The 14647-nt window shown below is 71.2% G+C and carries 6 protein-coding genes and 1 pseudogene; 5 read left to right on the forward strand and 2 right to left on the reverse strand.

The genetic code is table 11. The features are described 5' to 3' along the window. Window positions 1–321 precede the first annotated feature (321 nt). Window positions 322–4737, reverse strand: a pseudogene (locus FHS38_RS16745) (type I polyketide synthase); the annotation flags it as partial. Between the two features lie 215 nt (window positions 4738–4952). Next, a complete protein-coding gene (locus FHS38_RS16750) occupies window positions 4953–7517 on the reverse strand; it encodes an acyltransferase domain-containing protein (protein WP_184734367.1) in 2565 nt (854 codons plus the stop codon). A gap of 712 nt (window positions 7518–8229) precedes the next feature. Here FHS38_RS16750 and FHS38_RS16755 point away from each other — a divergent pair. The 5 genes from FHS38_RS16755 to FHS38_RS16775 are packed head-to-tail and all read left to right on the forward strand — an operon-like array spanning window position 8230 to window position 14631. Further along, on the forward strand, window positions 8230–10263 hold the full coding sequence (locus tag FHS38_RS16755; protein WP_184734368.1) for a CoA transferase: 2034 nt from the start codon (window positions 8230–8232) through the stop codon (window positions 10261–10263). After that, complete coding sequence (locus tag FHS38_RS16760) at window positions 10260–11879, forward strand: thiamine pyrophosphate-binding protein (protein WP_184734369.1); 1620 nt, start codon at window positions 10260–10262, stop codon at window positions 11877–11879. Before FHS38_RS16755 ends, FHS38_RS16760 begins: the two co-directional genes overlap by 4 nt. Window positions 11880–11891: 12 nt before the next feature. Beyond that, window positions 11892–12710, forward strand: a complete 819-nt coding sequence (locus FHS38_RS16765) for an alpha/beta fold hydrolase (RefSeq protein ID WP_184734370.1) — start codon at window positions 11892–11894, stop codon at window positions 12708–12710. Then, on the forward strand, window positions 12707–13879 hold the full coding sequence (locus FHS38_RS16770; RefSeq protein WP_184734371.1) for an enolase C-terminal domain-like protein: 1173 nt from the start codon (window positions 12707–12709) through the stop codon (window positions 13877–13879). Before FHS38_RS16765 ends, FHS38_RS16770 begins: the two co-directional genes overlap by 4 nt. Further along, window positions 13876–14631 carry an SDR family NAD(P)-dependent oxidoreductase gene (locus tag FHS38_RS16775; RefSeq protein ID WP_184734372.1) on the forward strand — a complete coding sequence of 252 codons (756 nt, stop codon included), beginning with the start codon at window positions 13876–13878 and terminating at the stop codon, window positions 14629–14631. Before FHS38_RS16770 ends, FHS38_RS16775 begins: the two co-directional genes overlap by 4 nt. The last annotated feature ends 16 nt before the right edge of the window (window positions 14632–14647 follow it).

Below are 14647 nucleotides of genomic sequence, written 5' to 3' on the forward strand. Positions count from 1 at the left end.
TCGGGTTCGGTGGTCGGCATGGCTACCTGCGCGGGGCATCCGGCGGCCGTCGAAGGCGGTCAACTGTCATCGAGAGATTCCGAGCTCGTTGGTGAGGAAGTCGAGCACCTCGGCACGGGAGGCCGACTGGAGATCACGTGAGGCGTCCGGCTGCGGAGCACAGGCGGACTGCATCTCCTTGAGCCTGCGGGTGACGCGGGAACGGTCGTCCTCGCTCAGTTCCGCGGCCGCGAGTTTCGAACCCAGCGCGTCCAGTTCGGCGAACAGGCCGCCCACCGTGTCCGGGTCGTCGAAGGCCAAGTGTTCCCGTAGGTGGTCGGCCAGGGACGCGAGCGTCGGGTAGTCGTAGACGAGGGTCGCGGGCAGCTTCACTCCGATGTGGACGGCGAGGAGGTTGCGCAGCTCCACGGCGGTCAGCGAGTCGAAGCCGATGTTGTGGAAAGAACTGTCGGGACCTATCGGGGCCCGTGAGTCGTGCCCGAGCACGGTGGTGACCAGCTCCTGCACCAGGTCGAGCAGCGCCTGTCCGCGTTCGGCCTCGGTCATCCCGGCCAGCGCGTCCAGCATCCCGGTGCTCTGCTCGGCCACGCCGAGGTCGCCGAGCGACCGCACCTCGGGCAGATCGGCGATGAGCCGGCTCGGACGCGACGCGGTGAAGTCGACGGCGAACCGGGGCCAGTCGATGTCCGCCACGATGTGCGCGGCCCCCGGTTCGGCCATGACCTGCCACAGGGCCTCGACGGCCTGCGCCGGGCTCATCAACGGCAGGCCGTAGCGGCGGGTCCGGCTGGCGACGGCCTCGTCTGCGACCATGCCCTCGCCCTGCCAGGCACCCCATGCGACCGAGGTCGCCGGCAGGCCTTCCGCACGACGCTGTTCGGCAAGCGCGTCGAGGAAGGCGTTGGCCGCGGCGTAGTTGCCCTGGCCCTTGGTGCCGGTGGTCCCGGCGAGCGAGGAGAAGAGGACCAGATGTGCGTCCTTGACGCACTCGTGCAGGTTGAGCGCGCCCTTGATCTTGACGTCCAGCGCGCCTGCGAAGCGCTGCGGCGTCAGCGCGTCGATGAGGCAGTCGTCCAGCGTGCCCGCGGCGTGGATCACCGCGCTCAACGGCCGGTCGGCGGAGACGGCCTCGATCAGCCTCCGCACGGCGGCGGCGTCGGTGACGTCGCATGCCTCGATGGTCACGGGGATTCCGGATGCCGCCAGCTCCTCCAGCAGCGCCGCGGCCCCGGGGGCCTCCGGTCCACGCCTGCTGACCAGCACCAAGTGCTCGATGTCCTGTGTGACCAGTCGGCGCGCGATGTTGGCGCCCACGCCACCGGTACCGCCGGTCACCAGCACGGTGCCGCTCGGCTGCCAGCCCTCGGCCGTGGCCGGCGCGGTGGTGCGCACCATGCGGCGGACGAGGACGCCGCTCTCGCGAACGGCCAGTTGGTCTTCTGCTTCCGGCGCGGAGAGCACGTCCGCGACGAGGCCTCGCATACGGTCGTCGGCGTGTGCGGGAAGGTCGATGAGCCCGGCCCACAGCTGCGGCTTCTCCAGGGCGGCGACCCGGCCGAGGCCCCAGATCTGAGCCTGCGAAGCCTGCGCCGGACCGTCGGCGCCGTCGGCGGAGACAGCGTGTCGGGTGGCGACCCACAGCGGCCCGATGCCGAGTTCTTCACAGACCTGCACGGTGTGCGCCACGGCGACCAGTCCGGCGGACACCACGTCCTCCTCCGGGTGAGGCCGGTCGTCGAGCGCCAGCAGGCTCAGGACCCCGTCGATCCGACGCCCTGCGACCGCCTCACGCACGGCGGCGACCAGGGCCGTCCGGTTCTCCGCAGCCCCGACCTGCACGCGGACCACTTCACAGCCGTAGTCGGACAGCATCTGCTCGGCGCCGACCGTCCACGGCTCCGGCCGGTTCAGTTCGGGCACCAGCAGCAGCCAGCGGCCCGAGAGGCTGCCGGAACCGCCTGCCACGCGCCGACGCCAGTCGATGCGGTAACGCCATGCGTCGCCCTGTCCCGACGTCGAGGTGGTGAACAGGGGGCGTACGTCAAGCCAGTGGTGCTGGTGCTGGAAGGCGTAGGTGGGGAGATCGACGGTGCGGGCGTGGGGGAAGAAGGGCGACCAGTCGACAGCGTGGCCGTTGACGTGGACTGTGGCCAGGGCTGCCAGGACCGTGGATACATCGTCATGACCGGGGCGTAGTGCGGCCGCAGTGGCGATGTGTTCGGTGTCGGCGCAGTGAGCGACCATCGAAGTCAGAGCCCCTGCGGGCCCGAGCTCCACCCAGGTCGTGACACCCGCGTCAAGGAGAGTACGCACACCGTCAGCGAAAAGGACGGGCTCGCGGACCTGCCGCACCCAGTACTCGGGCGAGCACCATTCCTGCGGGTCAACCCACGTACCTGTCACGTTGGAGACTGCCGGCAGCGTCGGGGTACGGAACTCCACCGTCTTGAGAACCTGCCGGAACTCCTCCAGCATCGGCTCCATCAACGGCGAATGAAACGCATGCGACACCGCCAGACGACGCGCACGACCACCCCGCCCCTTCACCGCAGCCACCACACGGTCGACGGAAACCTCAGCCCCGGAGACCACGATCTGCCCCGGGGCATTCACCGACGCCACCACCAGGTCATCGCCCAGCAGGTCAGCGATCTCCGCGGGGTCGGCCTGCACCGCCGCCATCGCACCACCGGCAGGCAACGCCTGCATCAACCGGCCCCGCGCAGCCACCACCCGGCACGCATCCTCAAGCGACCACACACCCGCCACATGAGCAGCCGCCAACTCACCAATCGAATGACCGATCAGATAGCCAGGCTTCACACCCCAGGACTCGAACAACCGGAACAACGCCACCTCAAGCGCGAACAACCCCGCCTGAGCCCACACCGTCCGATCCAACGCCTCCGCATCCGAACCGAAGACCACATCCCCCAGCCCCGGATCCAGACCCGCGCAGACCTCGTCAAACGCCTCCGCAAACACCGGGAACCGCTCATACAACCCCCGGCCCATACCCAACCGCTGACTCCCCTGACCAGCGAAAACAAACCCCAGCCGTCCGGAACCCACGGAACCCGTCACCGCGTTCGCCACCGAACGCCCCTCCGCCACAGCGGAAAGGGCCGCGACGAACTCCCCAGGCTCCGATCCGAGTACCACCGCACGACGCTCGAACGCACTCCGCGTCGACGCCAACGACCAACCCACATCAGCCAGGCTCATACCAGCCCGACTCGACACGAACGAAGCCAACCGCCCCGCCTGCTCGCGCAGCGCGTCTTCCGTACGCCCCGAGACGACCCACGGCACCACGCCCGAGGCAGGCTCTCCCACCAGCGGTTCGACCACCGGGGCCTCCTCGATGATCACGTGCGCGTTCGTCCCGCTGATACCGAACGACGACACCCCCGCCCGCCGCGGACGGCCCTCCACCACCGGCCAGTCCCGCGCCTCGGTCAACAACCGCACCGCACCCGACGACCAGTCCACCTCGGACGACGCTTCCTCCACGTGCAACGTCCTCGGCAACACACCGGCCCGCATCGCCATGACCATCTTGATCACACCGGCCACACCAGCGGCAGCCTGCGCATGACCGATATTCGACTTCACCGACCCCAGCCACAAGGGCTGTTCGACATCCCGGTCCTGCCCGTACGTAGCCAGCAGCGCCTGGGCCTCGATCGGGTCACCCAACCGCGTCCCCGTGCCATGTGCCTCGACCACATCCACATCGGACGGCCCCAACCCCGCACTCGCCAACGCCGCCCGGATCACCCGCTGCTGCGACGGACCGTTCGGCGCCGTCAGACCATTCGACGCACCATCCTGATTCACCGCCGAACCCCGCACCACCGCCAGTACGTGGTGGCCGTTCCGCCGGGCGGCCGACAGCCGCTCCAGCACCAGCACGCCCACACCCTCACCGAAGCCCATTCCGTCGGCAGAGTCCGAGAACGCCTTGGAGCGTCCGTCCAGGGCGAGCCCCCGCTGGCGGGAGAAGGCCACCGGCAGCTGCGGCGTCGACATCACCGTGACGGCGCCGGCCAGGGCCAGGTCGCACTCCCCCGACCTCAAGGCGCGCGCCGCCAGGTGAACGGCCACCAGGGAGGACGAGCACGCCGTGTTGACGGTGATCGCCGGACCCTCCAGGCCCAGCGAGTAGGAGATCCGTCCGGAGAGGACACTGCCGGAGGCACCGGTCGCCAGGTAGCTCTGCGACCGCTCGTCCGCTCCGAGCAAGAGGGTGTTGTAGTCCTGCCAGTTGGAACCGGCGAAGACGCCCGTGCGGCTGCCGTGCAGCGAGCGGGGGTCCATCCGGGCCCGCTCGATCGCCTCCCACGAACACTCCAGCAGCAACCGCTGCTGCGGATCCATCGCCCGTGCCTCGCGCGGCGAGATCCCGAAGAACCCGGCGTCGAACTCGCCCGCGCCGTGCAGGAAGCCGCCCTCCCGCACGTAGGACTTGCCGGAAGCGTCCGGGTCGGGGTCGAAGAGGTTCGGCACGTCCCAGCCGCGGTCCTCCGGGAACTCCGACACCGCGTCCACACCCGCGTCGAGGAGCTCCCAGAACTCCTCCGGCGATCCCACGCCACCGGGCAGACGGCAGCTCATCCCCACGATCGCGATCGGCTCGCGCTCGCCGTCCTCCAGCTCACGCACCCGCTGCCGCGCCTCGTCGAGCTCGGCGCTGACCCGCTTGAGGAAGTAGCGAAGCTTGTCTTCATGTGCCATGGGAGACTGCCTTCAGGACTGGTGGGATCTGCGGGGATCTACGTATGACCGACGCGGGAACCGCGCGGTGACGACACGGAACTGACTGCGGACTCCTACAGCCACCGGCACCGTTCGTTCGGTTCGGCGAGTGCTCTGAGGGGTCGGGAAAACGACGCCAGGAATCTGCGGTGGTGTGTGGTGTGCAGTGTGTGGTGTGTGGTGTGCGGGGTGGCTCAGGAGATGCCGAACCGCTCTTCGATGAGGGCGAACATCTCGTCGTCGTCGGCCGAAGCGAACCGGTCGGCGGCGGAGTCCTCCGGGGCCGCGTGCCCCATCCTCTTGGCCCTGTCCGTCAGGGACTTCAGACGTTCCTCGATCTGCCCGGCGAAGTCGCTGTCGGCCGACAGCCGCTCCAGTGCCGAGTCGGCCTGTTCCAGGGCCGCCAGGAGCGCGACCTCGGGACGCTCCGGATGCTGTCGGCCCTCGGTGTTCTCGAAGAGCGTGGTCCGCAGATGGCGGGCCAGCGCGGCGGGGGTGGGATGGTCGAAGGCGATCGTAGCGGGCAGATGCAGTCCGGTGAATTCCCTGAGCCTGTTGCGCAGTTGAACGGCGCTCAGCGAGCTGAGGCCCATCTCCTTGAACGCGGTATCGGCCTCGAAGACATCGGTGGAGCCCGATGCGAGCACCTCGGTGAGCGCGCGGCGGACGAGGTCTGCCACGGCGTCCGCCCGGTCGGCCTCGGGCAGCGCCCTGACGCGGTCCGTCCAGGACGCTTCGGCATCGGTGGTGAAGTCCACGAGAGCCGGCAGGTCGATCCGCCGGGGGGTCGTTCCGGTGAAGGCGGGGGACCAGTCGACGTCGACGCCACGGACGTACGCCTCGGCCACGGAGACGAGCACCCGGTGGGTGTCCCCCTGGCCGCGTCGTAGCGTGCCCAGCACGGCCACGTCCCCTATGCCGAGCTCGGCGGCCGTGTCCTCGATGGACATGCCGAGCAACGGATGCGGGCTGACCTCGATGAACGTCCGGTGCCCGGCGACGAGCAGCGACCGTACGGCGTCGTGGAACCGCACCTGGCTGCGGGTGTTGAGGTACCAGTAGTCCGTGTCCAGCGTTGCCGTGTCCCGCTGTTCGCCGTCCACGGTGGAATGGAACGGAACGACGGAACTCCTCGGCGAGACCGGCCGGAGTACCTCCAGCAGGTGTTCGCGCAGCGTGTCGACCTGGGAGCAGTGCCCGACGGTCTCGACGCCGGGGATCCGCTTGGCGTAGACGCCCTGTGCGGTGAGTTCGGCGACGATGCCGTCCAGCGCGTCGGGCGGTCCCGACAGTGCCACCGATCGCGGGCCGTTGACCGCGGCCAGCTCCACCGCGTCGGGCCAGGCCGTCATGCGGCTGGTGATGTCCTGGGCGGATGTGCCGACCGAGATCACGGTGCCCTTGCCGACCAGCCGCAGCCATGCGCGGCTGCGCCGCGCCAGCAGCCGCGCGGCGTCGCGCAGGTCCAGACCGCCCGCCACTTGGGCGGCGGCGATCTCCCCGTAGCAGTGCCCCACCACGGCCGCGGGTTCCACTCCGTACGAGCGCCAGACCTCGGCCAGCGAGACCATCGTCGCCCACAGCGTGGGCTGCAGGACGTCGACGCGGCGCAGTGGTGGCGCGCCCGGTGCCTCGCGCAGCACGTCGATCAGCGACCAGTCGACGAACTCGGACAGTGCCTCGGCGCAGGCGTGCACGCTGTCGCGGAAGACCTCGGAGGAGTCGAGCAGTTCGACGGCCATGCCGATCCACTGCGAACCCTGTCCGGGGAAGACGAACACAGGGCGTCGTGACCCGCTCGCGGTGCCGCGTACGAGGTGGGGTGCGTCGCCGCCGGTGGCGAGCGTCCGCAGTCCCTGGCGCATCGCGGCCCGGCCGGCCCCCACGACGACCGCCCGGTGGCGGGCGGGCGGGACCGTCAGCAGCGTGTGGGCGGCATCGGCGGGTGCGGCCGGTGCGGCGTCGAGGTGGACGGCCAGGCTCGCGGCCCTTGCCTGGAGGGCCTGTGGGCTCAAGGCAGAGACCACCCAGGGAAGTTGGGTCCGGTCCGTCATGGTGCGGGGGTCGTCCAGGACCACATGCGCGGCGGTGCCGTCGGCGCCGAACTCCGATACACCCGTGGGTCGCCGCGGTCCGGGACCTCCGGAGCGTTCGGAATCGCCGGTAAGCCCGGCGAGCACGGTTTCGATCACTCCGGCCAGCCCGCCGACCGACTGGGTCGCGGTCTCGTCCGGCCCCAGACAGGCAGCCTTGAGCGCTTGACCGATCACCCGCGCCCGGTCGTCCTGTGCCGGGGCGTGACCCACGGCCGAGCCGCTGACCACGGCGAGCGCCGAGGCCCCGGTGGAGGCCAGGCCGGACTCATGGGTCAGCAGCAACGCACCGACGCCGTCGTCCAGTTCGGCACCGGCCAGCGCGTAGGAGCACTCGCCCGAGCGCAACGACTGGGCCGCGAGGTGAAGGGCGGTCAGTGCGGGTGCGTCGGTGATGTCCAGGGAGATCGACGCACCGGTCAGGCCGAGGGCGGCGGCGATCCGGCCGGAGAAGCCGGTGGCCCGGCCTCCCGCGCCGGTGACCACCGCTGTACGGCCTTCCCGCAGCACGTCCAGACCGAGGCCCGCTTGTTCGACTGCCGCCCGTGCCGCCTCCACCATCCGGTCGCCCGCGGCCTGTTCGTCCGCGGCGTCCCGGGCCGCCCCGGCGTCGTGGCCCGACAGGCCCGCGACGCCTATGACGACGATGGGGCCTTCATGGCGCACCGCCCCGGATAAGGCGTTATCGCTTACCTCAACAGTTTTTGGCGCATTCGCCGACGGATCACCACCGGACAGCTCGGAAACGTGGCGTTCCGCCATCAGATCGATCCACAGAAAGAACTCGAAAACAACATCCCCCGTACGCCCCTTCCAGATTGCGGCAGAATTAACGGCCGCTATTCATGCATCTTCCAGAAGCAACTTCTCGATCAGAGTGCCAGCGGAAAAGATCTTGCGTCAACTCATGTTCAACGTGACGCGGATCACACGACGGAGCTCTAAAAATGCATATCTGTCGGACTAAATCGGTCACCTGGCAGCTTCCTGCAATCCACAAAAAGATGCGGTCATACGCAATCTTTCGCTGGACCTTGTTGATTGCCGTGCCACCTTGAGGTACGGCCGCCCGATGCCGATCCCTCGAATCCGACAGTGGTTTCGACAGTGACACCGGTGATACGGTCGCCCCCGACGTGATCATGTGGGACCGGATGAACGGAAAGCCGCCCGGCGACCGGTCGGGCGAATGCCGACCGGTACCGAAATCATTGATCCGACGAGAGACCGCCGGCGGCCGGACGGACCCGCCGATGCGATATCCGGCAAGGCAGGCAAGGACTGCGTCACAGCCGACGGCGACGGTAACGGCTGCGCGCCGTGCGAGGCGATGCCGGACCGTGCAAGGGCGGATGCAGGCGGTGCGAGGGGGGCTTGAATGACAACGGCACAGCCGTTGAACGGCATCACCGTCATCGCGGCGGGCCATGACACCACGGCCGCGCTGCTGGTCAAACTGCTCGTGGATCTCGGGGCCCGGGCGATCCCCGTGGGCGAACGCCCGCCGCCCACAGGAGGGTTCGAGCGCTGGCTGCGGACCGGCCTGGCACCGTCGGCCGGATGGGACGAGGCGGACCGGCTGCTGGACGGTGCCGATGTGCTGGTGTGCGACGCTCGGGGCGGCGATCACCTCGCCGCACGCGGACTCGATCCCCGGGGACTGCTCGATGCGTACCCCGAGCTGGTCACGGTGCGGCTGAGCGCGTTCGGTCTCACCGGCCCCTTACGTGACGCGCCGGCCACCGAACGGACCCTTCAGTCACTGGCCGGGCTGACTGCGGCGACCGGTGCCGAAGGGGGACCCACAGTCACTTCCACCGTCGGCCTCGCCTCCCGCACCGCCGCGCTGTCCGGCCTGATCGCCGTCACCGCCCAGCTCATCGGTCGTACGCGCGGCGCCGGTGGCGACTACTGGGACATCGCAGAGTTCGACAGTCTCCTCACCCATGTCGGCACCATCCTGCCGAGCGTCGCCCTCGCCGGCCGTCCGCCACGACGCACGGGCAACCGGCACGGCATGGCCGCTCCCTGGAACATCTACCCCTGCCGTGACGCCCCCGTGGTCGTCTGCACCATGGGCGAGACGATGTGGCGGCGGCTGGCAACGCTCGCGGGACGGCCGGAGCTCGTCGACGACCCCCGTTTCACCGACACCGCCGCCCGCGTGCGGCACGCCGACGAGCTCGACGCCGTCCTCGGCGAGTGGACCGCCGGCCACCAGGCCGACACCCTGGTGGCCCTGCTGCGTGCGAAGGGCATTCCGTCCGCGCGGATCGCGACCGCCGACGACGTGCGGCGCAGCACCGCGGCCCGGCGACGCGGTCTGACGACCGACCCGCTCGGCGAGCCCGGCAGTCCGCTGCGCTCGCTGGTGCCGACCGTGCACACCACCGGATCACGCCCCCGGCAGGGCCGCCTGTGGGAGCCGATCCCGCGCGGGAGCCCGCCGTTGAGAGGGGTCCGGCTGCTGGAGGTCGGCTCCTACACGGCCGGACCGCACGCGGGCCGGCTGCTCGCGCAACTGGGCGCCGACGTACTGAAGGTCGAGCCGCCGCAGGGCGAGGGCTCCCGGCACCTGGCCCAGCGCGTCGGTTCGGTCGGCTATCTGTACGTGGTCAACAACGCGGGCAAACGTTCCTGCCGACTCGACCTGGGCGATCCCGGCGACCGGAGCACGTTCGACGGGCTGATCGCGGACTCCGACATCCTGCTCACCAACCTCGCGGCCGACACCCTCGCCGCGGGCGGCATCGCGCCGGAGCAGATACTCCCCCGGCACGCCGTCGTGCACTGCGCGGTGACCGGCCACGGCCTGGCCGCGGCCGACCGCAGCGTCGACACGGTGATCCAGGCCGAATCCGGGGTGATGCACCTGGTGGGCGGCGCGACCGGCACGCCACAACGCACCCCGGTCTCCAGCGCGGACGTACTGGGGGCCTATCTGGCCGCCGCGGCCGCCACCGTGGCGTCCTACGTCCGCCTGCGCACGGGCGCGGGGGCCGCCGCCGACGTGGCGTTGTTCGACGCGGCGGTGTGGGCGACCCAGGACCGGTGGTTCGACGACGTTCCGGCAGGGGCACCGCAGTTGGTGGAAGCGGAGGACGGGACGGTCATCGCCGACACGGACCGGCCGCTGCCCGAGGCCGGCGGCCCGGTCTCCGTGGTCGTCGAGGCGGCGGCGACCGCCGGGCTCCCGGCCGCCCCCCTGCACGATCTGACCCAGGTGGTGCGGCATCCACAGGTCCGCGCCCGGCGGATGGTCGTCGAACAGACCTGTGCGGGCACCACCGTGCTGATCACGGGCAACCACCTGCGTTCCCTGCTGCGGGGCGCACCGGCACCGGCTCTCGCCCCGGTGGACCGCGACGAGCCCGGCTGGCTCGCGCCCACCACGATCGAAGGACAAGGATGAAGGTCTTCCAAGCGCTGGCGGATGCGCTGGCCCGGCATGGCGTCGACACCGTCTTCGGGCTGATGGGCAACGCCAACCTGCTCTACCTGCCCGCGTTCGCGGACACCGGAGGGCGTTTCGTCGCGGTGACCCACGAGGCGGGCGCGGTCGCCATGGCCGACGGCTACGCCCGCATGTCCGGCAAGGTCGGCATGGCCTCGGTGACGCACGGGCCCGCGTTCACCAACACGCTGACCTCACTGGTCGAAGCCGTCCGCAACCGCAGCCACGTCCTGCTGATCACGGGCGACCCGCCGCCGGTGCCCAGCCATTTCCACCACTTCGACATCGAGACCGCCACCGCCGCGGCGGGCGCCGGCTACGAGAAGGTCTACGAGCCCGCGTCGCTCGTCCGCGACCTCAACCGGGCGCTGCGGCGGATCGTCGCCGAGCGGCGGCCGGTCGTGCTGAACATTCCCATCGCCTTCATGCAGGCGGAGGCGGGCGAGCAGGCGCCGGTGGCGCTCCCCTTGGCGCCGCCGGCCGCGGCGGGGCCGCTCCCGGAGGCGCTGGACCGCGCGCTCGGTCTGGTCACCTCGGCGCAGCGTCCCCTGATCCTGGCCGGGCACGGCGCGGCCACCTCGGGGGCACGGGACAGTCTGATGGGCCTCGCCGACCGCCTCGGCGCGGCGCTGGCGACGACCGTGCTGGCCAAGGAGCTGTTCGCCGGTCACCCGCGCGACATCGGCATCTTCGGCAGCCTCGCGCACAGCGTCGCGGGCGCGGCCATCGCCGAGTCCGACTGCGTGATCGCCTTCGGCGCCGGCCTCAACATGTGGACCGCGCTCAACGGCGACCTGTTCAGGGGCAAGAAGGTCGTGCACGTGGACATCGACCCGGCGCGGTTCGGCTCGTACACGCCGGTCGACGAATGCGTGGCCGGGGACGCCCGGCTGACCGCGGAGGCGATGAACTCGCTGCTGGACGAGGTGCTTCCGGCCGCCGGGAAGCGTCACTGGGCCGAGCGGATCGAGAAGGCGATGGCGGCCTACTCGCCGCAGGAGGACTTCGCCGACCTCAGCGGCCCGGACACCGTGGACATCCGCTCGGCCATGATCCGTCTGGACCGGGTGCTGCCCGAACGGCGCACGGTGGTCAGTGACATCGGCCGGTTCGACGTGGGTGTCTGGCCCTATCTGCGGGTGGCGGACCCGCTGCACTTCACCGTCATGGGCGCGTTCGGTTCGATCGGGCTCGGTCTGGCCGGGGCCATCGGCGCGGCGATGGCGGGCGAGGACCGGCCCGTGGTCGCCACCGTCGGAGACGGCGGTTTCATGATGCACCTGGCGGAGCTCACCACCGCGGTGCGCCAGAAACTGCCGATCGTCGTGCTCGTCCTCAACGACGGGGCCTACGGCGCCGAGCACTACAAGCTGAAGAACCACGGCTACGACCCGGCCCACTCGGCCTTCGCCTGGCCGGACCTCGCCGACCTGGCCACGGTCATGGGCGCGCGGGCGCTGACCGTCCGCAAGGCCGAGGAGATCGACGCCGTCGGGGAGCTCGTGCCGACACTCGACGGCCCGCTCCTGGTCGACGTCCGGCTCGACCCGGACGTCAACCTCGTCCGGTACTGAAGGGGGAGGGACATGCCTGGCATCACCATGCTGACCGCGGCCGACGGCACCGCGCTCGCCCTGCACCGGTGGACGGTGCCCGGGGCCACCGCGGCGCTGTTCTACATCCACGGCATCCAGAGCCACGCCGGCTGGCTGTACGAGACCGGGCCCGAGCTCAACGCGCGCGGCATCGACGTCTACGCGCTGGACCGCCGGGGCTCCGGACGCAGCGGGGGGCTTCGCGGGCACCTGCCGTCGGCCGGGCAGGTCCTGGACGACTACGCGCAGGCGCTGCGCGTCGTGGCCGCCGAGGTGGGCGGCCGGGGTCTCGCCGCCCTGGGGCAGAGCATGGGCGGCAGCGTGCTGGCGGCCCTGTGGTGCGGCCACGAACTGCCGGTGCGCAGGCTGATCCTGTGTGCGCCGGCGCTGGGGCAGCAGCGCGCACGCCACGCGCCGGCCGCCCTCGATGACCGCCGCGCCCGGACCGGGCCCGCTGCCCAGCCGGTCGGGCTCGCCGACGGCGACTACACCGACCTGCCCGGATACCGGGCGTTCCTGGAGCGGGATCCCCTGATGCTGCGTGAGATCACGTCGGCCACACAGGCGACGCTGGTGCGCCTAGAGGACCGCTACACCGACGCGAGGCCGCTGACGGCGCTCCCCGTCGACCTGGCCCTGCCGGCCCACGACCCGATCATCGACCTGACCGCCGCGCGCTCGGCGCTGGGCCGACTGGCGCCCGAGGCCCGTGCGGAAGTCTTCGGGACCGACCGGCACTATCTGGAGTTCACCACGGCCAGGACCGCGTACTGGGACTGGCTGGCAGCTCGCGTCGGGGAGGCCGCGTGATCAGCCACGTGCGACTGCACACCGCGACGGTGCCCATGGCCACGGCGTTCGACCACGCCACCCGCTCGCGCCGCCGGTCGGAGTCCGTCCTGGTCGAGCTGCGGGTGGGCGGGGTGCGGGGGTGGGGTGAGGGGGCCCCGCGCGGCTACGTCACGGGCGAGACGCTGGAGAGCACGGCCGAAGCAGTGCAGGCGTGCGACCTCGCCGCGCTCGCCGACCGCATCGACTGGCGTACGTTCGACAGCACCGTCGCGTCCGTCGCCGCGCTGGACCTGCCGGAGCTCGTCGACGGGCCGTCGGCCGCGGCCGCGGTGGAGATCGCCCTGCTCGACGCGGTGTGCAGGCGCTTCGACCGGCCGCTGGCCGACGCCCTGCGCGTACTCGGCGCGCCCGCGCGGCTGCACCGGACCGGGCCGGCGAGCGTGAGCCTGGTGATCCACCTCTCCCGCGATGTCGCCTCGACGCTGGACGACCTCGGGCCGCGGGCCCTGGCGAAGCTGCGGCACGTGAAGATCAAGGTGGCGGACCCCGCCGATGCCGCCCGGCGGCTGTCCGCGGCACGCGACCGGTTACCGGCCGGCACCCGCGTCTCGCTGGACGTCAACGGAAGCTGGTCCCCGGCGGAGGCCGAGCGGGTCGGGGGCGAACTCACCGGGGTGGCGTGGGTGGAGGAGCCCCTGGCGCCGCGTTCCTGGCCCGAGTTGGCGCGGCTGCGGCAGCGGACGGGACTGCCGGTCATGCTCGACGAGTCGTGCACCGGGCCGGCGGACCTGCACACCGCCGTCGACACCGGTGCGGCCGACCACATCAACGTACGGCTGTCGAAGTGCGGCGGTCTGTTCGCCGCGGCCCGGCTGGCCGCGAGGGCCGACGAACTCGGCGTCGGCTGCCAGTTGGGCGTGCACGTCGCCGAGGTCGGACCGCTCTGGGCGGCGGGCCGGGCACTGGCCACCGAGTGGGGGCTGTGGCAGACGGTCGAGGCGGGCCGGGGCGACGAATGGTTCCCCGACCGGCTGACCCGGCCCGCGTTCTCGGTCGACAGGGTCCGGCACCGGGTGATGCCCCTGGCCGGGCCGGGCATCGGCATCGAACCCACCGAGGCACTGCTGCGGCACACGCGGTGTCTGGCGACATGGCGACCGGACAGCGGCTGGCGGAGGAACCGATGACAGCACGATCACAGCGCGTGGCCCTGGTGACGGGCGCGGGCAGCGGCATCTGCGCGGAGGTCGCGCGCGGCCTGGCCGGCCGGAACATGCGGCTCGTCCTGCTGGACAAGGACCCCGAGGCGGTGCACCGCGTCGCGGACGAGCTCGGTGACCGGCTGGCGTGCGATCCCCTGGTCGTCGACGTCACCGACGCCCGGGCGCTGGAGTCGGCCCTCACCTCGTTGCCGGACGACTGCAGACCGGAGGTCCTCGTGAACGGCGTGGGCGGCGACACCCGGGGACGCCCACTGACCGAATTGACCGAGGCCGACCTCCAGACGGCGGTCGCGCACAACCTGGGCAGCGTGTTCAACGCGACCAGGCTCTGCGCGCCGGCGATGATCACGGCGGGCTGGGGCCGCATCGTCAATCTCGCGTCGGTGGCGGGCCGCACCTACACCCGCTTCAGCAACGCCGCCTACGTCGCGGCGAAGGCGGGCGTCATCGGGTTCACCAAGCAGTGCGCCTTCGAACTGGCCCCGCACGGCATCACGGTCAACGCGGTCGCCCACGGGGTCATCGGCACCGAACGCATCCGCGGGGCCTGGCAGGACAAGCCCGCGCAATGGACCGCCGACAGAGTCAGCCACATCCCGGCCGGCCGCTTCGGCACCGTGGCGGAAGCCGCGGGCATCGTCTGCCACCTGTGCGACGAGGACTCCGGTTACACCACCGGCACGGTCATCGACGTCAACGGCGGACTGCACATCTGAGGAACGAGAACGGAGA

Origin of the sequence: Streptomyces netropsis, from assembly GCF_014203545.1 — a bacterium.
GTDB lineage: Bacteria > Actinomycetota > Actinomycetes > Streptomycetales > Streptomycetaceae > Streptomyces > Streptomyces netropsis.

Coding starts and splice junctions, on each gene's coding strand:
- FHS38_RS16755 (WP_184734368.1), top strand. CDS start 8,230: ATGACAACGGCACAGCCGTTGAACGGCATCACCGTCATCGCGGCGGGC.
- FHS38_RS16760 (WP_184734369.1), top strand. CDS start 10,260: ATGAAGGTCTTCCAAGCGCTGGCGGATGCGCTGGCCCGGCATGGCGTC.
- FHS38_RS16765 (WP_184734370.1), top strand. CDS start 11,892: ATGCCTGGCATCACCATGCTGACCGCGGCCGACGGCACCGCGCTCGCC.
- FHS38_RS16775 (WP_184734372.1), top strand. CDS start 13,876: ATGACAGCACGATCACAGCGCGTGGCCCTGGTGACGGGCGCGGGCAGC.